Source organism: Vibrio splendidus, from assembly GCF_001557875.1.
Classification (GTDB): Bacteria; Pseudomonadota; Gammaproteobacteria; order Enterobacterales; family Vibrionaceae; genus Vibrio; species Vibrio splendidus_F.
In genome coordinates this window covers 251263-272193 of record NZ_LNRF01000004.1, presented here as the reverse complement: position 1 = coordinate 272193, position 20931 = coordinate 251263, and the positions used below count along the sequence as shown (strand labels likewise).

The window sequence follows — 20931 nt, the reverse complement described above, 5'->3', positions numbered from 1 at the left end:
GGTTTTTATGTACAATGTTGCCAACATTACACCACAAGGTTCTCCCATTGCCACAACTGCCCATAGAAGCTGTGATGCCAGATCTGCTCGCTGGCGTAGAAACACACACTCAACTTATTCTAAAGGCCGCTCCCGGTGCGGGTAAGTCAACATTCTTCCCTTTACAGTTAGTTAAGACCAAAGCCGTTCAAGGCAAAATCATCATGCTTGAACCGAGGCGTTTGGCTGCAAGAAATATTGCGACTTACTTAGCGAGCCAATTGGGAGAAAAGGTGGGGGAGAGCATTGGCTTTAGAGTTCGTGGTGAATCTAAAACCAGCAGTGCGACTCGCCTAGAGATTGTTACCGAAGGGATCATGACGAGAATGATTCAAACCGACCCTGAATTGACTGGGGTTGATATGGTGATCTTTGATGAGTTTCACGAGCGCAGTATCCATGCAGATACCGCACTGGCCTTTAGCTTGGAGATTCAAGAAGCACTGCGTGATGATTTGAAAGTGGTTGTGATGTCGGCAACCTTAGATCAACAAGCGTTGCAAACTTTGCTGCCTAATGCCAAATACGTTGAATCACAAGGTCGCACCTTTCCGGTCGACTTCCGTTATCAGCCTCTTAGCGCAAATGAATATCTAGCCCCTAAAATGGCCAACGTGATTCGCTCTCTGATGGAGAAAGAGTCAGGCTCACTTCTGGCCTTTTTGCCGGGCGTTGCTGTGATTAAGCAGGTGGAATCTCAACTGGAACAACTCGCCAGTGATATCGATGTTTGCCCTTTGTATGGGCAACTCAGCTTTTCTCAACAGCAGAAAGCGATCGCGCCATCAGAGAAAGGGCGTCGAAAGGTGGTGTTAGCGACCAATATTGCTGAGACTTCTTTGACGATTGAAGGTATTCGACTGGTGGTCGATTCCGGGCTTGAACGTGTGGCGAAGTTCGATCTGAAAACCGGTATTACCAAGCTTGAGCAAGTGAAAATCTCGCAGTCTTCTGCTGAGCAGCGAGCAGGCCGTGCGGGACGAATTGAAGAGGGCTTGTGCATTCGTTTGTACAGCGAAACGCAGTTAATGCAGCAACCCGCTGTACCTGAGCCTGAGATTCTCCATTCTGATTTGTCTTCGTTGGTGTCTGAATTGACGCAATGGGGCGCTGCGAGTGCCGATGAGCGGCAATGGTTAGACGTTCCCCCCAAAGCTTCTATTGGACAAGCCAAGCAACTCTTACAGACTCTTGAATTATTAGACGGTAATGGTCAATTTACGGCGTTAGGAACACAGGCCCAGCGTTTAGGTTTAGATCCTCGTATTGCCAGCATGTTAGTTAAAGCGCAGCAAGGTGGTCCTGCTTTATTGAACATTGCGATTGTTGCCGCTGCTTTGCTTGAGGAGCCGGAACGCAATGTGACGGATATTCAACACTCTTTGCATCGACTTAAGCAAAGAAAACATTCCAAAAATAACGTGGTGATGCAGCGAGCGAAAAGTCTCGCGAGCAAACTCAATCATCACTTAGATTTGTCACAAGCTGATGAATCATTGCTACCATTAGTGCTTTGTTTTGCTTTCCCGGATCGGATTGCACAAGTGAGAAGCGCGACCAGCAGTGCTTTCCTTTTGGCTAATGGTCACGGCGCTGAGGTTCGTGATGATGATCCATTGGCGAACAATGACTATATCGTAGTGATTGATTTGATGCGCAGCACCGGGCGAGCCAGTCAAATTTTCTTAGCCACAGCGGTTGATATTGCGCAGCTAGAAGCAGAATTTCCAAAACTGTTTGTGCGTTCTGATTACGCAGATTGGGATGAGAAGCGTGGCCGTTTAGTTGCTGAGCAGCGTATGTCTCTGGGCAAGTTGATTATCAGTACCAAAGCTTTACCTGATCCCGATGTGAATCAGGCTAGCCAAGCGCTGCTCAATTATGTCGCTCGATGCGGATTGGATCGCTTAAATTGGACACCTTCAGCTAAGCAGTTGGTTGAACGTATACGCTGTGCAGAACTTTGGATACCTGAGCATGATTGGCCAGCGATGGATGACGCGAGTTTAATTGAATACCTTGATGAGTGGCTATCACCCTATCTGAATGGCATTAAGTCGGCAAAAGGGCTGGCTAGTGTTTCGATTGAACAGGCATTGTCGGCTTATCTTGGCTGGCCTTTGAATCAAGAAATAGACCAATGGTTACCAACGCACTATGTGATGCCGACCGGCAGTAAGAAGGCTATTCGTTATCAATATCAGTCTGAACCAGTGATCTCAGTGCGAATGCAGGAAGTCTTTGGTGAACAAGACTCGCCATTGATCGCGCAAGGGCGTAAAAAAGTAGTGCTTGAGCTACTTTCTCCAGCACAGCGACCACTGCAAATTACTCAAGATTTAGCTGGCTTTTGGGCTGGCGCGTATAAAGAAGTACAAAAAGAGATGAAAGGCCGTTACCCCAAACATCCTTGGCCGGATGACCCTGCTAACCATGTAGCAACCACTAAAACCAAACGACAGTTGAATCGATGATGACCAAAATGTTAACGCCAAAAAAGGCACCACCTAAAAAAGCGCCAGCAAAGAAGTCACCAGCGACCAAAGCCAAGCCAAGAAAACCAAGAGCGGCTGCGAAAAAGACCAAACCTAAGGCTAAGAAAACTGGCAAAAGAGGTTGGTTGAAGATCCTGTGGGGCATTTCTTGGAAAGCAGGCTTAGCGCTTGCGGCATTGCTGTTGTTCGTCGGTATTTATCTCGATTCTGTGGTTAAGCAGCGCTTTGAAGGTCAGCTGTTTGATTTGCCGACCGTGGTTTATGCGCGAGTGCTAGACCTGTCTCCGGGAACTCCGGTGAGTTTGGTTCAGGTTAAGAATGAGCTCGATGTACTTAATTATCGCAAGGTGAATGCGCCTCGTCACCCGGGCGAATACTCTTCTTCTTCCACCAAGATTGAAATGATTCGTCGTCCGTTCGAGTTTGTCGATGGACCAGAAGCGGATCGTCATGTGATGCTGCATTTCAATGGTAACGAGTTGACTCGCATTCAGTCGCTAGAGAAGAAAGGCGACATGGGCTACCTACGTGTTGAACCGAAAATGCTTGGCATGCTTGAGAAAAGTAACGATGAGCAGCGCCTGTTCTTAAAACGTAATCAATTCCCAGAAGTGATGGTTGATGCCTTATTAGCAACCGAAGACCGAAACTTCTATCAACACGATGGGGTGTCGCCACTGGCCATCGCTCGTGCAATGGTGGTTAACGTCAAAGCCGGGCGAACGGTACAAGGTGGTAGTACGCTGACACAACAGTTGGCAAAAAACCTGTTCCTGTCCAGTGAACGTACATTGTGGCGTAAGGTTCGTGAAGCCTACATTGCACTTATCTTGGACCATCGTTACAGCAAAGACCGTATCCTAGAGGCTTACTTAAACGAGGTTTACCTTGGGCAAAATGGTGGGCAAGCGATTCATGGCTTCGGTTTAGCGTCTCGCTTGTACTTTGGTCAGCCAATTCAAGAGCTTCGTATCGATCAGCTAGCACTGCTTGTTGGTATGGTGAAAGGACCTTCGTATTACAATCCGGTTCGTTATCCTGAGCGTGCCAAGACTCGACGCGATTTGGTTCTTCGCTTATTGATGCAGCAAGACATATTAACTCCGCGACAATACGAAGAAGCGGCGAGTCGTGATTTGGATATTCAAGACAACCCACGTATTGCTAGCCGCCAGCCAGCTTACTTCCAACAAGTAAACATTGAGCTTAAGAAGTATGTCGGTGATCGATTTGAGGCGAAAAAAGGGATTCGAGTCTTCACCTCTCTGGATCCGGTTTCCCAAGACAAGTTAGAGAAGTCGATTGCTCGCAAGGTGCCTGATTTATCGAAAACCGCAGGTAACAAACTGGAAGCAGCAGCTATTGCCGTGGATAGAAATACCGGTGAAATCCGAGCGATGGTTGGTGGTAAGCGTACTGGCTACGATGGCTTTAACCGTGCATTGAATGCGAGTCGACCTATTGGTTCTTTGGTTAAGCCTGCAATCTATTTAACCGCATTAGAACAACCTCAGAAGTACACGTTGGCGACGACGTTGAAGGATACGCCACTGAGTTTGAAAGGCAGTAAAGGCAGCGTTTGGAGCCCAAGAAACTTCGATCGCAAGTTTCGCGGAGATGTGCCCTTGTATGTGGCGCTTTCTAAGTCTTACAACGTACCTACCGTTCGTTTGGGGATGCAGTTAGGTATTGATAGCGTTTCGGATACGATTGGAAAACTGGGTGTCGATAAAAACGAGATTCGCCCAGTGCCATCGATGTTTTTGGGATCATTCTCATTGACCCCGTTTCAGGTCGCGCAGATGTATCAAACCATCACCAACTCTGGCCGTATCGCACCTTTGTCTGCGCTTCGTTCGGTTGTTGATAATGATGGTGAGGTTTTATATCAATCTATTCCTCGCGTATCACAAAGCGTTGACCAGCAAGCGGCTTGGCTTACGACCTATGCAATGAAGCGTGGTGTGTCGGAAGGTACTGGTCGTTTCCTACAAGGCCAATTTGCATGGGCTGGTTTAGCCGGTAAAACGGGCACCAGTAATGATAGCCGAGACAGTTGGTTCGTGGGTGTTGACGGACGTGAGGTCACAACCATCTGGCTAGGACGTGATGACAATAAGCCGACTAAACTCACGGGCTCAAGCGGTGCGTTACGTGTCTACGCCGATTACCTGAAGCATAGAACACCAGAACAACTATTGCTGCCTTGGCCGAATGGGATTGCGACGGCTAGTTTTACTCGAACTTCTGAAGGTGCTTTAGAATTTGACTGTGATGGTACGGTGAAACTGCCGGTTTGGGATGAAGATGGAAACATTAAAAAGGGCTGTGAAAGTCAACCAAAACAGTGGCTAAAGAAGCTTTTTCAGTGGTAAAGTCGTAGTAGGAAAGAATGACAAGGATAGTTTAAATAATGATTTCTCGTTGGTTAGTGAGCGGCTTAGGTATAGTCGGTACTGTGTTCAGTTTTCAGCTGTTTGCTGCGACTGCGGCACAGGTTGATTCATCAGAGCATGTTGAACTTGAACAAGCACATAAGAGGCCAACTGTTGCTGTCGTTCTTGCTGGTGGTGGCGCAAAAGGCGCTGCCCACATTGGCGTACTTAAAGCCCTAGAGGAGATGCAAATCCCGGTGGATTACATTACCGGTACCAGTATGGGCTCATACGTTGGTGGTCTTTATGCGACAGGGATGAGCGCAGACGAGATTGAGAGCTTTATTTATACGGTCGATTGGAATCGCGGTTATCGTGATCGTGTTAACCGTAGTGATCGCCGTGTACGTGACAAAGAATATGAAGACCGCTACCAACTGAACACCGACCTCGGTTTAGGTTGGGGCGAAATCAAAGCAAGGAAAGGGGTGGTGCAAGGTCAGAATATGTTGCGTATTCTGCGAGAGACCACAGGTAACCTATCTCCACTCGACTCTTTTGATCATCTTGCTATTCCATACCGTTCCGTCGCAACCGACATCATCGAACTTGAAGAGGTGGTCATCGACCATGGTCACCTTGTTGATGCCATGATGGCGAGTATGTCGGTACCCGGCGCGCTTCCCCCTTACTCTCTAGATGGTCGAATGCTGGTTGATGGCGGTGTCACTAATAACATGCCGGTTGATGTTGCCAGAGCGATGGGAGCGGACATTGTCATTGCGGTGGATATCAGTACCAATTACAAAAGCAAAGAAGACTTCACGAATTTTCTAGCGGCAGCTGACCAACTTTCTAATTATTTGGTCCAACGCAGCACTCAAGAGCAAGCTGAAACACTGACCGATGATGATGTTTTCCTACGCCCTGATGTTGGGCAAATGGAGACGACAGAATTCGATAAAATGCCGGGTGCCTACCAAGCCGGTTATGACGCAGCGATACAGAATGGCTCTGAGCTTTCTAAGCTGTCCCTCTCTAACGCAGACTATCAGAAGTATATCGAGCATAAACAACAAGCTCGAAGGCAGCTAAAACATGGCGACAAGACTGTCGTCGATAGGGTCGTCATCAACAATAATACTCACTACTCGGATAAGTTACTCGAAAACCGTTTAAACCTAGATTCCGGTAAGGTCTTAAAGACCAGTGAAATTGAATCTAAAGTACAAGACCTCTATGCACTGGATAGATTTGAGTTGGTCACTTATGAGTTTGATAATGTTAACGGTGAAGAGCAACTTACGGTGAATGTGGATGAAAAGTCTTGGGGTCCAAACTACCTCAACTTTCGTTTCTTTCTTGAAGATGATTTCTCTACGACCAGTCAGTACTCGATCGGTGTCTCCGCCAACTTTACCGATATCAACTCGCACGGTGCAGAATTAAGAACCAATATCGAGATGGGTACGGATAAACGAATTGAGGCGGAACTCTACTCGCCATTCTTTTCGAGTCAGAAGTTATTTACCTCAGCTTCGATTGTTTACAGTAAGCAGAACAGAAACTTGCCTGTCGACATTGATGAAATTGAAGAACCAACACTGGACGTAACGAACGACTACTTTCCAATGACTTATAGCGAGTATGTCGGAGAATTAGCATTAGGCTATCAACCTACCTTGTGGCAAGAGCTGAAATTCGGCCTTCGCTATACTGATGGGGATGTTGAGGTATCATCGTTACCTTCATTGGGCAGTGGTGGCTATAAGCGTATTGGTGGCTTTATGGGTTATCGACTGGATACTTTGGATAACTTCAGCTTGCCGACTAAGGGCTACTTTGTCGATTTGGAGTACCTTGTCTCCCATGATGATTTTGATAATGACAGCTCTGTTGGTGAATCGGATTTAACGTCTGAGAGTGATACCGTTTATGAGTTTTCAGCCAATTTCATGGCTGCACAAAGTATTGAGAAGCATACTTTAGTCGCAAAGCTCGATTACGGCATTGTAGAAAGTAAAAATTCAGTCTTTCCAATTGATCCGAAAGAGCTAGGAGGGTTCCTCAATCTATCCGGTATTCCAAGGAATAGCTTGATCGGTCAAAACTTAGCATACACCAGTTTGATTTATCGCTATAAGTGGTTTGAAAATGACTTCGGTCTCTTTAAATCACCATTCTATGTGGGTGCATCCATTGAGCATGGTGGTGTTTGGTCGAACAATGATTTAAGACTTGATGAAGCGCCAATGTACACCGCAGGTTCTGTTTTCGCGGGTGTCGATTCACCCATCGGGCCGATCATTTTAGCTTATGGCCGAACCGAAGATAACTTCGATTCGGTGTATCTGATTGTAGGTACCTCCTACAAATAATCATGCGTAGAGTCGCCATTTAAGTGCGTAATTAGGCAAAAATAGTGGGACTTTCGTCTTAACTTGCTATGTTGGTCAAAATGATAAGATTTTAATTTAACGTTAAATTTGCTATTCTACCGCCCACAGTTTGGCCTCTATGACGCCGCTCATCAATACAAATTGAATGACGAAAATGGCAATGGAGAGCCAAGTTTCCAAGGATGTTCACTTCTTTATTTTACTAACAATTATGAAGGGAAGAAGTGAACCGCAATGAGAGGAAAAAAGTCGTGCTTGAAGCCTACCGTAAACACGTCGAAGAACGTGCTGCCGAAGGAGTTGTTCCAAAACCACTAGATGCTGAGCAGGTAGCTGGCCTAGTTGAACTTCTGAAGAATCCACCTCAAGGTGAAGAAGAAATCATTCTTGACCTACTAGAAAATCGCATTCCACCGGGTGTAGATGAAGCTGCTTACGTAAAAGCTGGCTTCCTTACGGCTATCACTAAAGGTGAAGTAGCTTCTCCACTAGTAAGTAAAGCAAAAGCTGCAGAACTGCTTGGTACTATGCAAGGCGGTTACAACATCGAATCTCTAGTATCTCTACTAGACGATGCTGAGCTTGCACCTATCGCTGTTAAAGCTCTGTCTCATACTCTACTGATGTTCGACGCGTTCTACGACGTAGAAGAGAAAGCAAAAGCAGGCAATGCTTCAGCGCAACAAGTACTTCAATCTTGGGCTGATGCCGAATGGTTTACAGCTAAAGATAAAGTAGCGGACAAGATCACCGTTAAAGTATTTAAAGTTACCGGTGAAACTAACACCGATGACCTATCCCCTGCACCTGATGCTTGGTCACGTCCTGATATCCCAGTACACGCGAAAGCAATGCTGAAGATGGAACGTGATGGCATTACTCCTGATGAACAGGGTAGCGTTGGTCCAATCAATCAAATTGAAGAAATGCAAAAAGATGGCATTCCATTGGCTTACGTTGGTGATGTTGTTGGTACAGGTTCTTCACGTAAATCGGCAACAAACTCAGTACTTTGGTTCATGGGGGAAGACATCCCATTCGTACCAAACAAGCGTACTGGCGGTGTTTGTCTTGGTGGTAAAATTGCACCGATCTTCTACAATACAATGGAAGACTCAGGCGCACTACCAATTGAACTGAACGTACAAGACATGAATATGGGCGATATCATTGATATCTACCCGTACGAAGGTGTTGTTCACAAGAACGGTTCTGTGATTTCAAACTTTGAGCTAAGCAAAGTACTTCTCGATGAAGTGCGTGCTGGTGGCCGTATTCCACTGATCATCGGTCGTGGTCTAACGGGTCGCGCTCGTGACGCTCTAGGTCTAGAAGAAACCGATCTGTTTGCTAAACCAATCGACCCATCTGCATCTGATAAAGGCTACACGTTAGCTCAGAAGATGGTTGGTAAAGCATGTGGCGTTGAAGGTGTGCGTGCTGGTCAGTACTGTGAACCTAAAATGACGACAGTCGGTTCTCAAGATACTACGGGTCCTATGACTCGTGATGAGCTTAAAGATCTGGCGTGTCTTGGTTTCTCTGCAGACCTAGTCATGCAGTCTTTCTGTCACACATCGGCATACCCGAAGCCGGTTGACGTAAACACGCACCACACGCTACCTGATTTCATCATGAACCGTGCCGGTGTTTCACTACGCCCAGGTGATGGTGTTATCCACTCATGGCTAAACCGTATGCTTCTTCCTGATACTGTAGGTACAGGTGGTGACTCGCATACTCGTTTCCCTCTAGGTATTTCTTTCCCTGCGGGCTCAGGCTTAGTAGCATTTGCTGCGGCAACGGGTGTAATGCCTCTTGATATGCCTGAATCTATCTTGGTTCGTTTTAAAGGCGAAATGCAGCCGGGTATCACGCTACGTGACCTAGTACATGCCATTCCTCTTTATGGTATCAAGCAAGGCCTACTAACCGTAGAGAAAGCAGGTAAGATCAACGAATTCTCTGGTCGTGTACTAGAAATTGAAGGTGTTGAGCACTTATCTGTTGAGCAAGCATTTGAGCTTTCTGATGCATCTGCTGAGCGTTCTGCTGCAGGTTGTACGGTTAAGCTATCTCAAGAGTCGATCGATGAGTACCTGAACTCGAATATCGTTATGCTTAAGTGGATGATCGCGGAAGGTTACGGTGATGTTCGTACGATTGAGCGTCGTATCACTGCAATGGAAGAGTGGTTAGCGAACCCTGAGTTGCTATCTGCTGATTCAGATGCGGAATACGCGCACGTTATCGAGATTGATCTTGCTGACATCGATCAACCAATCCTTTGTGCACCAAACGATCCAGATGATGCTCGTCTTCTTTCTGACGTTCAAGGTACTGAGATTCAAGAAGTGTTTATCGGTTCTTGTATGACGAACATCGGTCACTTCCGTGCTGCTGGTAAGATGCTAGAAGAGTTTAACGGCTCGCTAAATACTCGCCTATGGGTGGCTCCGCCAACCAAGATGGATAAAGATCAGCTGACAGAAGAAGGCTACTACGGCATCTTCGGTCGTGCTGGGGTTCGTATTGAAACTCCGGGTTGTTCACTGTGTATGGGTAACCAAGCTCGTGTTGCTGATGCTGCGACGGTAATGTCTACCTCTACTCGTAACTTCCCGAACCGTTTGGGTACAGGCGCGAATGTTTACCTAGCGTCAGCTGAACTTTCTGCGGTTGGTGCGATTCTAGGTCGTATTCCAACGAAAGAAGAGTACCTAGAGTACGCTGATAAGATCAATGCAACGGCTGCTGATACATACCGTTACCTGAACTTCCATAAAATGGGTCAGTACACGGAAAAAGCGGACACGGTTATTTTCCAAGAACCAGCCTAGTTCCTCGTCATATTTGTAGCGGCAGCGTTGTTGACTGCGTACGTTCACCCTAATCACATAGAGCTTCTATGCTCATAGGGATGAACGTACTTGTCGCCTAGCTGCCACTCCAACTATTTAGAGGAACCCAAATGATAGAGCGTCTACTTCGGTAGGCGTTTTTTTATGTCTGAATGTTAGAAGACGAGCGACTCGATCTCTTGATGACTTCGCTATATACTCTCGCCTCATTTTTAACCCTATCTGTCATTAGTGCGCGGAGCCTTTATGGAATTTGAATTTACAAGAAACACTTTAATGGGCGAGTACTATGTAAAGTGCAGCATGGGACACGAAATCGTTGGCCGCTGGTTACAAGAAGAGATTGGTAAAGATAAGCAGAAATTGGATCATGTGATGGCGCTTATTGAGCAATCACGACAGGATCTGAGCAACGAAGTAACGTTACTTGGTAAAGAGATCAGCCTAGCTATCAATGAAGATGAAGTTACGATTCAAGAAAACGTACTGGGTCATGATCAAGAGATGGAAGAGGGCAGTGAGTTCGATTTCTACAACTGTGAGAGCCAAGCAAGCTGTGGAATTGATGACTTTGAGCTACTCATCGAACGCTGGATAGACTTTTTAGGTTATTAGGATCTAATCTTTAGCCCCTGTTCTTTAGCTATTTAGAGCTTTTAAGGCTCTGTTGCCCAAAACTAGAGCAATAAGATCATAACGCATTAAGATAGTGAAAAGGCCGCACCATATTGGTGCGGCCTTTTTTGTTTTTATAGTCCAATCATTTATATTTTGTTTAAAATCAGTTACTTAATTTTTTGGCACGCTACTTGGATTGTTATAAGAGAATTAACGGATTAAGTAAGAATTTAAGGAAAGAATATGAAATTAATAAATGCCATTGTTAAGCCGTTCAAATTAGACGATGTACGCGAAGCGCTTTCTGATGTGGGTATTGAAGGTATGACAGTTTCTGAAGTGAAAGGTTTTGGTCGTCAGAAGGGGCACACTGAATTGTACCGTGGTGCGGAATACCAAGTTGATTTCTTGCCAAAGGTGAAGCTAGAGATTGCTACTCAAGCTGAAAACGTTGACCGAGTTGTTGAAGCAATCAGTCAAGCGGCACACACAGGTAAAATCGGTGACGGTAAGATTTTTGTGTATGACCTAAGCCAAGCCGTACGAATCCGTACTGGTGAAATGGATGCTGAAGCACTTTAAAGAATTACAAGGACTGGAGACTTTAATATGGAACTTACAACAACAGTAACGGAACTACGTTACGCACTAGACACTTTTTTCTTCCTCATTTCAGGTGCGTTGGTAATGTGGATGGCAGCAGGCTTCGCGATGCTTGAAGCTGGCCTAGTTCGTTCAAAGAACACCACAGAAATTTTAACTAAGAACATCTGCTTGTACGCGATTGCTTGTACAGCGTTCTTAGTGGTTGGTTACAACATTATGTATGTCGACAACGGCGAAGGCGGTTGGTTGCCATCATTCGGTACTCTGATTGGTACTCAAGGTGAAGGCGCAGACCACTCTCTAGAATCAGACTTCTTCTTCCAGGTAGTATTCGTTGCAACTGCAATGTCTGTGGTATCTGGTGCAGTTGCTGAGCGTATGAAACTTTGGTCGTTCCTTATCTTCTCGGTAGTACTAACAGCATTCATTTACCCAGTTGAAGGTTACTGGACTTGGGGCGGTGGTTTCCTATCAGAAGCGGGTTTCAGTGACTTTGCAGGTTCGGGTATCGTACATATGGCCGGTGCAGCAGCTGCATTAGCAGGTGTTCTACTACTTGGTGCTCGTAAAGGTAAATACGGTAAGAACGGTGAAATCTACCCGATTCCTGGTTCAAACATGCCGCTTGCAACACTAGGTACATTTATTCTTTGGTTTGGTTGGTTCGGTTTCAACGGTGGTTCTCAATTGATGGTTTCAGATTTCGAGAACGCGACAGCAGTTGGTCAAATCTTCCTTAACACTAACGCAGCAGCGGCAGCTGGCGCAATCGCAGCACTACTAGTATGTAAAACGACTTGGGGTAAAGCAGACCTAACAATGATTCTTAACGGCGCGTTAGCTGGCCTAGTAGCAATCACTGCGGACCCTCTATCACCATCACCTCTATTTGCTGTAGCGATTGGTTCGGTATCTGGTGCATTGGTTGTATTCAGCATCATCGCTCTAGATAAAGCTAAAATTGATGATCCAGTAGGTGCAATCTCTGTACACGGTGTGTGTGGTTTCTTCGGTTTAATGGCTGTGCCACTAAGCAATGCTGACGCAACGTTTGGTGCTCAACTGATGGGTGCAGCAGTAATCTTTGCATGGGTATTCGGTGCTAGCCTAGCGGTATGGGCAGTGCTTAAAGCAACAATCGGTATTCGTGTTAGTGAAGATGAAGAGCTAGAAGGTATGGACATGCACGATTGTGGTGTTGGCGCTTACCCAGAGTTTGTATCAGTAAAATAATCGATAGTATTTGTCTAATCTGAACGGGTTAGGCAGGACAAAGAAAACCCCATAGCCATTGGTTGTGGGGTTTTGTTATTAATGGTCGAGTAGTTTTGATTGATGTAGATAAACCGAGCTAGCCGGCAACGCTTCGCAAGCATAAGTGGTCGCTTTGAAATGAATTGTTACAAAAGTGCGAGACTGATGGCGCAGAGCGAACAATTTTTTTGTCGGACATCATTGTAATTGTGTTACTGATGAATATAATAACGCAACTGATATAGATTATCATTTCGATATAAAGGATTTTACCATGAAAAAACTGCTAACACTTTCAGCTCTAGCGTGTAGTGTCATTGCTCCTGCTGCAATGGCTGCGGAAGAAGTGAACGTATACTCTTACCGTCAACCTTTCCTAGTTGAACCAATGTTCAAGGAATTCACAAAAGAGACTGGCATTAAAGTAAACGTTAAGTTTGCTAAAAAAGGTTTAGCAGAAAAGTTAGCTCAAGAAGGCGAATACAGCCCTGCAGACGTAGTGTTAACTGTAGACATCAGTCGTCTATCTGAGCTAACTAAACAAGGTTTAGTTCAGTCTGTTGAAAGCGAAGTTCTTGAAAAGAATATTCCTGCTCAATACCAAGATACAAACAATGAGTGGTTCGCTCTAACAACACGTACACGTAGCGTTTACTCTTCTCGTGACCGTGTTGGTCGTCTAGGTGAGGAGTTTACTTACGAAGATCTAACTAAGCCTGAATTTAAAGGTAAGATCTGTACGCGTAGCGGTAAGCACCCATACAATGTTTCTCTAGTATCTTCGATGATCGCTCACAAAGGTGAAGCTGAAACGAAAGAGTGGCTAGAAGGCGTAAAAGCTAACCTAGCACGCAAGCCTCAAGGTAACGATCGCGCACAAGTTAAAGCGATTAAAGAAGGCCTATGTGATGTTGCTCTTGGTAACAGCTACTACCTAGGCAAGATGGTTAACGATAAAGAGCAAAAAGCTTGGGCTGACGCTGTTTACATTAACTTCCCTAACCAAGAGACAACGGGTACTCACGTGAATATCTCTGGTATGGCAATGGCTAAATATTCTCCAAACGAAGAGAATGCCGTTAAGCTAATGGAATTCCTATCGGGTAACACAGCACAAAGCATGTATGCAGAAGTGAACTATGAATACCCAGTGAAAGCTGATGTTAAACCTTCTGAGCTTGTTGCTTCATGGGGTGAATTCAAAGCAGATACAATTTCTCTAGACCAAATTGCTGACCACCACGCAGCAGCAATTAAACTATTAGACGAAGTTAAGTTCGATCTTTAATTTATTACTGTAGGCTTCGGCCCAAGTAAAATGACAACCTCAAGTCGCCATTTTCGGTCACTTGGGGTTGTTTGTTTTGGAAAATCACTTTTTGATACAAAGCTCGCCGTTGATCCCTTGAGTTATTAGCATCTCACCTTGAAGTCATTACAGTATATGGGTATAAATAACCCCACCATTAAAAGGACATGAGATGTATTTGCAAATGCATTTGTGTTTCATTAAGCCTCTTTGTAGTTAGGCGATGAAAGAAAAGAATTATTTATGGAACACCAGTAGCGGCATTATTGCTGTATTACTGGTTTTACCGATCTTAGCGATTTTTACGACGGCTGTTGGAGAAACAGATGAGCTATTTTCTCATCTGATGTCCACAGTAATGCCCACCTATGCTTACAATACGGTGGTTTTAGTCATGGGAACCTTATTCCTGTCTTTGGTTTTTGGTATTCCGTCTGCTTGGATTATGGCAATGTGCCGCGTTCCGGGAGAGCGGGTTTTGCAATGGGCGCTAGTACTGCCATTAGCAATGCCAGGCTATATTGTTGGGTATATATTCACCGATTGGTTCGACTTTGCTGGGCCTGTTCAAGTTCTACTGCGAGATCTTACTGGGTGGGGACCCGGTGAGTATTGGTTCCCGGATATTAGAACCTTATCTGGTGCTATTATTGTTCTGTCTCTCGTTCTCTATCCTTATGTTTACTTGCTGTGCCGCGCCGCATTTATGGAGCAAAACGTCTCCTTACTGCAATCCGCTCGGTTGCTAAAATGCTCACCTTGGGAAAGCTTTCGTCGTATCTCGTTGCCACTTGTTCGCCCATCAATGGCGGTAGGTCTATCGCTTGTTGCGATGGAAACTATCGGTGATTTTGGTACCGTGAGTTACTTTGCAGTCAACACTTTAACGACAGCGGTTTACGATACCTGGTTAGGTTATTCAAGTTTAACGGCTGCTGCGAAAATATCGGCAATTATGCTAGTTATCGTGATCCTGCTGTTGAGTTCAGAGCGCTACAGTCGTCGTAAACAGAAACTGTTCCAGAATCAATTCAGCAGTCGTGAAGACTTTCGTTACGACCTATCCGGTTGGAAGAAGTGGTTGGCACTGTTTTGGTGCTGGGGGTTAGTGTGCGTTGCATTCTTGTTCCCTCTGGGTCAGTTGATGATCTATGCCTACAAATACTTTGCACAAAGTTGGACGCCTGAATTCAGAGAGTATGCGGTTAACAGTCTTTATGTGTCAGTAGTCGCGGCGATTATTGGCGTTATCATTGCGATGATTGTGAACTTTAATCAACGTGTCAGCCCAAGTAAGAAAAATCAGGCTTACATGCGTATTGCTTCGATGGGCTATGCTGTTCCAGGCACTGTGTTGGCGATTGGTGTGATGGTGCCTGTGCTGTTTATGGATCACTTAGTCAATGATATTGCCAAAGTGATGGAGTGGGGACGCCCGGGGCTGATTTTCTCTGGTTCCATGTTTGCGCTGATCTTTGCAATGGTGGTGCGTTTTTCTGCAGTGGCGATTGGCAGTATTGAAAGTAGCTTGAGTAAAGTATCTCCTTCATTGGATATGGCTTCTAAAACCATGGGTTGCAATACCAACCAGATGTTACGTCGTGTTCATTTACCTTTGATTAAACGCGGCGCGTTGATCGCAGGTTTACTGGTGTTTATCGAATCAATGAAAGAGTTGAATGCGGCATTGCTGCTGCGTCCTTTCAATTTCGAAACATTGGCGACTTACGTTTATAACTATGCCTCAGATGAGCACCTCGAATTGGCGGCGATGCCTGCTGTATTACTGGTGTTAGTAGGTTTAATTCCTCTGATCATCGTAAACCGTTCCTTGGAGCAGAAACACTAATGAGTTGTGCATTATCAATTAAAGACCTGACTTGTAAATATGAGTCGCAAACCATCTTGGAAGCGCTCTCGTTAGAAGTTGAGCATGGTGAAATTGTTTGTCTTCTTGGTGCAAGTGGCTGCGGAAAAACCACCTTACTTAAGGCGATTGCTGGCCTGCTTCCATTGAGTAGCGGCGTAATGAGTTTGAACTGTCAAACCATCGATGATGGTGATAATTGGTTACCACCGGAGCAACGAAATATCGGCATGATTTTCCAAGACTACGCTCTGTTCCCGCACCTGACGGTTAACCAGAACGTTGGCTTTGGACTAAAAGAACTCTCAGAGCAGCAAAAGAAAGAGAAAATTCAAGAGATGTTAGAGTTGGTTCACTTAGATGAGTATGGTGACCGATACCCGCATCAACTTTCTGGTGGTCAACAACAGCGTGTTGCGATTGCCCGATCTTTGGCATACAAGCCTGACTTACTGCTATTAGATGAACCGTTCTCGAACATCGATACTCAGGTTCGTCATGAGCTGATTTCTCAAATTCGTAAGATCTTTAAGAAGCAGGGTGTTACCGCTATTTTCGTGACTCATAGTCGCGAGGAGGCATTTGCTTTCGCAGATAAGATGGCTGTAATGAACCATGGTGTGATTGAACAGTATGGTTCGGCATCTGAGTTGTATTTCCACCCTTCGAGTAAGTTCGTTGCTGATTTCTTGGGTGGTGGCAGTTATCTGAATGCACAGCGTATTTCAGGAAATGAATTTGAAACAAGCTTAGGTCTGATAGAAGCTAAAGCACAAACTCAGATTGAAGTGGGATCGGAATGTTCGTTGTTACTAAGACCACAGCAGATCCAAGCAAGTTATGAGCAAGACAGCGCTATTTCAGTGCTAGAACAGCAGTTTATGGGCGATCACTGTCGTTATGTAATCGAAGCGCATGGTCAGAAGTTATTAGCAACTTCGTCAGAAGCACTTGAAGTGGGTATGCCGGTCAACGTAAAAGTCGATACCAAAGGCGTATTGGCTTTTTAAAGGGATACAACGCGATACTAATCGTTACAAGAATCGCCATAAAAAAGCCCAGTACTTTAATCTAAAGTACTGGGCAAGAGTTCTTCACTTATAGGCTTTAACAAGGCAGTGATTTGTTAAATCCCATACAAAACTGCTGCACTCTATAAGCCTATAGAGAGAGGAAGTCTTTCACTTTTTGAAGAACACGTTCTGCAGTGTCTTTGTCTTCCATTTCTGCGAAGATTCGTAGTAACGGCTCTGTTCCTGAGAAGCGAGCAATTACCCAGCCGCCATTTTTGAAGTACACCTTAGCACCATCTTCATAGCTGACTTTTTCAATTTCATATTCAAATTCAGGCAGTTGCTTCTCTACGTAGATCTTGGTGTAGAGTGCTTCTTTCTCTGAAGGCTTAAACTTGCAGTCGCCTTCAGCGGTGTAGGCATAGCCGTATTTGGAATAAATCTCATCAAGCAGTTCAGACAGCTTTTTGCCCGTCACACTGATCATCTCAACCAGTAAGCTTGAAGCAAATACGCCATCCTTACCTTTGATATGACCACGAATGGTTAAACCACCTGAACTTTCGCCGCCAATCAGAGAGTCATCAGCCTCCATTTGCGAGCTGATATGCTTAAAGCCTACAGGAACCTCAAAGCTCTTCTCACCATGATCTGCCGCCACTTTATCCAGTAGATGTGTGGTTGCGATGTTACGAACGACAGAGCCCTTCCAGCCTTTGTATTCCAGCAAGTAGTAGTAAAGCAGGAGTAGCACTTCGTTAGGGTGAATGAAGTGACCTTTCTCATCGATGATTCCCAAACGGTCGGCATCGCCATCAGTACCAATACCAATGTCATAGCCTTCTGCTGCAACTAAGTGCTTCAAGCGATAGAGCGTTGCTGCATTTGGTGATGGCATCAAGCCACCAAAATCTGGGTTTTTGCCATCGTTGATGACGTCGACATCACAGCGACCGTTAATCAGCACGGTTTGCAGTGCGTTTTTCGCGACACCAAACATTGGATCGATCAGCACGCGCAGGTTGGCTTTCTTGATCGACTCAATATCGATAAAGTTGATGATCGAATCCACAAAGTCGTTCATCGGATTGATGATCTCGATTTCTTTGTCGTTTAACGCTTGTTCGAAATCGACTCGGATAACGTCTTCGTTGGTTAGAGTTGCGATTTGCTGTTCGATCTTCTCGGTGATGATCTCGTCAGCATCACGACCGCCTTCAATGAACACCTTGATACCATTGTAGTCTGCTGGGTTGTGAGAAGCGGTAATACACGCCGAGTAGGTGCATCCCATCTCTTTCGCTTGGAACATCACGATAGGAGTTGGAACGAACTTATCGATGAAGCTCACTTTGATGTTGTTCGCCGCAAGTACTTCTGCAAACCAACATGCGGCTTTATCGGAAAGGAAGCGACGGTCATAGCCGATCACAAACCCATTCTTGGCTGCATCTTCGTTGTTGATGATGTTAGCGAGTGCTTGCGCTACCAAACGGACGTTTTCTCTAGTGAACTCCTCACCAATGAAAGCACGCCAGCCACCTGTACCAAATTTAATCATTAGAAAATCCTTTTAGTCTCATTGTCTCAAGCCCGTAAAGACTTGAGACAAGAGCTATTCGTTAAATTGCGTGACTAGCCTAGAACAACGACAACATCGTTCACGCTGCCTTCTGCTTGTACTGGGATAGCGCCTTCAACTGACTCACCATTGATAGTGATAGAGGCAACGCCTTTGCTTACTGCATTCGGGTTTTGCACAGTGATGTTGTAAGTCGCGCCACGCCATTGACGAGTAACCTCGAACTCTGGCCAGTCAGTCGGGATACAAGGATCAACCGTTAAGCCTTCAAAGCCTGTACGAACACCAAGAATGAAGTTGGTTACCGCGAAGTAAGCCCAACCAGAGGTACCCGTTAACCAAGGGTGGTTTGCACGGCCATGGTCTTGGTGATCTTTACCCATGATGAACTGCACATACGAGTATGGTTCTGCATAGCGCGTTTCAATCATGTCGTTTTGGTTGTACGGGTTCAGTGCGTCGTAGAATTTCATCGCACGGTCACCACGGCCTAGCTTAGCTTCTGCTACCCAAGCCCATGGGTTAGGGTGAGAGAAGATTGCGCCGTTCTCTTTTACGCCTTGGTAAACGCGAGTTACGAAGCCGATGTCATCGTTTGGTGTTGCGAATGATGGAGAGTTTAGGTGTAGGCCGTATTCAGAGAATAGGTTCTCATCAACAGCGTCCATCGCTTTCTCACCGCGTTCTTGAGAAACAGCACCAGATAGAACCGCGAGCGTATTTGACTCAAGGTGTACACGACCTTCAGCTTGTTGAGCGGTACCGATCTTGTCGCCATTTTTGGTTAAGCCACGGATGTACCAGCCACCCTCGTCATCCCAAAGGTGCGTTTCACACGCTTCGCGAACGTTAGCAGCCATTTCAGTGTATTTAGCAACGTCAGCATCGTTATTACGGAACTTAGCAAGATCTAGGAATTCTTGTAGCGCCCAGAAGTGTAGGAAGGAAACCATTGATGATTCACCGCCACCTAGGTTCAAACAGTCATTCCAGTCAGCACGAAGGCCTTTACAGATACCCGTTTGACCAACGTACTCAGCAGAGAAGTTCAGTGCGGCTTTCATATGTTCGTAAACTGTCGCCTCGCCACCGTCTGCGTATGGAATCACTTCGTCAAAGAAGTCGTGCTCGCCAGTTTCCATTACGTATTTGATGATGGTTGGTACGATCCATAGGTGATCATCAGAACAGGTGTCTTCAATGCCGTGGATCTTGTCGTCATCTGACGGTGTTGGAACAACCGTTGGTGATTTTGATGGCTCAACGTCTGCTTTCTCTGGATCGAACCAGTCAGGATCGAACAAGTGAAGACCGTAGCCTGCTTTCACTTGGCCGCGAAGCAGATCGATAATACGCTTCTTGGTCATTTGTGGGTTGGCATGAGGTACTGAGATAGCATCTTGCGCAGTATCACGGTAACCAAGACCAGTACGACCGCCAACTTCGATGAATGATGCAAAGCGTGACCAAACCACACAGGTTTCCGCTTGGTATAGCGTCCACGTGTTGATCATGGTGTCTAAGCCTTCGTTTGGCGACTTAACTTGGAATTTGTTGCAACGCTCGTTCCAGTGATCTTTGATACCTTGGAAAGCCGCATCTACGTTTGCTGTGTCTTGGTACTTCTCACGTAGGCGTTCACCGTTGCCTTTACCGATACCTAGTACATAAGCAAAGCGAACTTCTTCACCTGGCTGAATCGTAAATTGCTTGTGCAGAGAACCACAGTGGTTGTAGCAAGTTTGAGCGCTGTTAGAGCACTTACCGTTTTCAACCGCAATTGGATTTGCTTCATCACGATACATGCCAAGGAAGTTGTCACGTTGACCATCGTAGCTGTCTGGCGAGAAAGTTGAAGCTAGGTAGTAGAAGCCTTCAAAGTCGTTAGTGTTGTAGTACAGATCGTATTCCAGAACACCTTCTTGATAAGACGTGCCCGCAGAGTACAAAGACATCTGATGGTTTTGGTTGTCTGATTGGATGTGGCTGAACGAGAACTCTACAAATGAGAAAGTGCTGATAGTACGTGGCTTATCAGTGTTGTTCTTTAGTACAACGTCCCAAACTTCTGCATCTTCACCTTTAGGTACGAATAGCGTCTTCGTTGCGGTAATACCGCTGTACTCACATTTGAACTTTGAGTATGACAGGCCGTGACGAACTTCGTAGTTCGCTTCATCGAGGCTCTTTGCCACTGGCTGCCAAGAGATAGACCAGTAATCACCTGTCTCATCATCACGTAGGTAAACATAGTGTCCTGGACGGTCAAAGGTGCCGTTTGGACGGAACTTAGTAACACGGTTGTATTCCGGAGAATTGTAGAACGAGTAACCGCCCGCATTGTGTGAAATCACGGTACAAAACTTTTCAGTACCTAGGTAGTTGGTCCAAGGTGCTGGTACATCAGGGCGAGTGATGACGTATTCGCGATTGTCGTTATCGAAATAGCCGTATTTCATTGTCATTTCCTTTTTAACAAACTGCATCTATGCAGCTAATTTTTAAATAGTGAT

General features: G+C 45.5%; 12 protein-coding genes. 10 read left to right on the top strand and 2 right to left on the bottom strand.

The window, feature by feature from the left end; translation table 11 throughout:
- Positions 1 to 14 precede the first annotated feature (14 nt).
- The 10 genes from hrpB (at position 15) to ATB74_RS12480 (ending at position 16833) form a co-directional block, all read left to right on the top strand.
- Positions 15 to 2513: an ATP-dependent helicase HrpB gene (gene hrpB / locus ATB74_RS12525; RefSeq protein WP_081090110.1), complete on the top strand. Its 2499-nt coding sequence runs from the start codon at positions 15 to 17 to the stop codon at positions 2511 to 2513.
- Positions 2510 to 4909: a penicillin-binding protein 1B gene (mrcB, locus tag ATB74_RS12520; RefSeq protein ID WP_061018758.1), complete on the top strand. Its 2400-nt coding sequence runs from the start codon at positions 2510 to 2512 to the stop codon at positions 4907 to 4909. The genes hrpB and mrcB overlap by 4 nt, the downstream gene beginning before the upstream one ends.
- Before the next feature lie 38 nt (positions 4910 to 4947).
- The gene (locus tag ATB74_RS12515; protein ID WP_061018755.1) at positions 4948 to 7287 is read left to right on the top strand and encodes a patatin-like phospholipase family protein; all 2340 of its coding nucleotides are present in this window, start codon (positions 4948 to 4950) and stop codon (positions 7285 to 7287) included.
- A 272-nt stretch (positions 7288 to 7559) separates the two neighbouring features.
- The gene (gene acnB, locus ATB74_RS12510) at positions 7560 to 10148 is read left to right on the top strand and encodes a bifunctional aconitate hydratase 2/2-methylisocitrate dehydratase (protein ID WP_061018753.1); all 2589 of its coding nucleotides are present in this window, start codon (positions 7560 to 7562) and stop codon (positions 10146 to 10148) included.
- Positions 10149 to 10415: 267 nt separating this feature from the next.
- Positions 10416 to 10784, top strand: a complete 369-nt coding sequence (locus ATB74_RS12505) for a YacL family protein (protein WP_060982649.1) — start codon at positions 10416 to 10418, stop codon at positions 10782 to 10784.
- A gap of 246 nt (positions 10785 to 11030) precedes the next feature.
- Positions 11031 to 11369, top strand: coding sequence for a P-II family nitrogen regulator (gene glnK / locus ATB74_RS12500; RefSeq protein WP_004738200.1), 339 nt, complete (start codon positions 11031 to 11033; stop codon positions 11367 to 11369).
- A gap of 27 nt (positions 11370 to 11396) precedes the next feature.
- Positions 11397 to 12626, top strand: coding sequence for an ammonium transporter (locus ATB74_RS12495; protein ID WP_048658181.1), 1230 nt, complete (start codon positions 11397 to 11399; stop codon positions 12624 to 12626).
- A 295-nt stretch (positions 12627 to 12921) separates the two neighbouring features.
- Positions 12922 to 13935 (top strand): Fe(3+) ABC transporter substrate-binding protein, encoded by a 1014-nt coding sequence (locus ATB74_RS12490; RefSeq protein ID WP_048658180.1) that lies wholly within the window; start codon positions 12922 to 12924, stop codon positions 13933 to 13935.
- 244 nt (positions 13936 to 14179) lie between these two features.
- Positions 14180 to 15805 carry an ABC transporter permease gene (locus ATB74_RS12485; protein ID WP_048658179.1) on the top strand — a complete coding sequence of 542 codons (1626 nt, stop codon included), beginning with the start codon at positions 14180 to 14182 and terminating at the stop codon, positions 15803 to 15805.
- Positions 15805 to 16833 carry an ABC transporter ATP-binding protein gene (locus ATB74_RS12480; protein ID WP_061018751.1) on the top strand — a complete coding sequence of 343 codons (1029 nt, stop codon included), beginning with the start codon at positions 15805 to 15807 and terminating at the stop codon, positions 16831 to 16833. The genes ATB74_RS12485 and ATB74_RS12480 overlap by 1 nt, the downstream gene beginning before the upstream one ends.
- Before the next feature lie 151 nt (positions 16834 to 16984).
- Here the strand turns inward: ATB74_RS12480 and ATB74_RS12475 are convergent, their stop codons facing one another.
- Both ATB74_RS12475 and ATB74_RS12470 read right to left on the bottom strand, forming a co-directional pair.
- Positions 16985 to 18397, bottom strand: a complete 1413-nt coding sequence (locus tag ATB74_RS12475) for a phosphoglucomutase/phosphomannomutase family protein (RefSeq protein ID WP_048612323.1) — start codon at positions 18395 to 18397, stop codon at positions 16985 to 16987.
- Between the two features lie 74 nt (positions 18398 to 18471).
- A complete protein-coding gene (locus ATB74_RS12470; protein WP_061018749.1) occupies positions 18472 to 20877 on the bottom strand; it encodes a GH36-type glycosyl hydrolase domain-containing protein in 2406 nt (801 codons plus the stop codon).
- Positions 20878 to 20931: the final 54 nt, after the last annotated feature.